This window comes from Pseudomonas khorasanensis, from assembly GCF_014268505.2.
GTDB lineage: Bacteria > Pseudomonadota > Gammaproteobacteria > Pseudomonadales > Pseudomonadaceae > Aquipseudomonas > Aquipseudomonas khorasanensis.
This window is the reverse complement of sequence record NZ_JABWQP020000048.1, coordinates 1-516: the sequence shown is the minus strand read 5'-3', so window position 1 is coordinate 516 and position 516 is coordinate 1. Positions and strand designations below refer to the sequence as shown.

Genomic DNA, 516 nt, shown 5'->3' with positions numbered 1-516 from the left:
CGGCAACATGATGCAGTGGTTGCAGGAAGAACACGCCGATCTGTATTTCTCGTTTCCCGAATCGAACCTGAAACAAAAAGTGGCGCGTTTTGTTAAACGCACGCCACTCACGGAAGAAAACTTTACCGGGCTGTTAAAGGCCTATCTGGAAAAAGAGGTGGTGGTATGAGCGTTTTAATGGGTGGGATCGTTGGCGGCCTCACAGCAAAACAACCTGATGCTCAGGCCATCATTAACGACTTCAAGAAATGCCTGAAAGACTACCGCGAGCATGCCGAAGCCTGGTACGGCGGCATCCTGGACGCGGAACAGCAGTTCAAAGTCGGCGACGAAGTCGGTACGGCGGACAAGGACAGCAAAAAGGAAAACACTCTTTACGCCAACTGTCCGGCGAACGGCAAGCTGGTGCTGGTTCATAGTTTCGAGTCCGCGCGCTTTGTGCCGATTGGCAACACGCCAGTTCGACTGACGCCGGTAGTTGATGGCCGCTTTGTCGGCAAAAACGAAGTCGGCCCG

Annotated in this window: 2 pseudogenes; both read left to right on the top strand. The window is 53.5% G+C overall.

Annotated features, from left to right (window positions below):
* A pseudogene (locus tag HU727_RS26235) lies at nucleotides 1-169 on the top strand (DUF4123 domain-containing protein); the annotation flags it as partial.
* Nucleotides 166-516: pseudogene (locus HU727_RS25525) on the top strand (DUF6531 domain-containing protein); the annotation flags it as partial. The pseudogenes HU727_RS26235 and HU727_RS25525, both read left to right, overlap by 4 nt.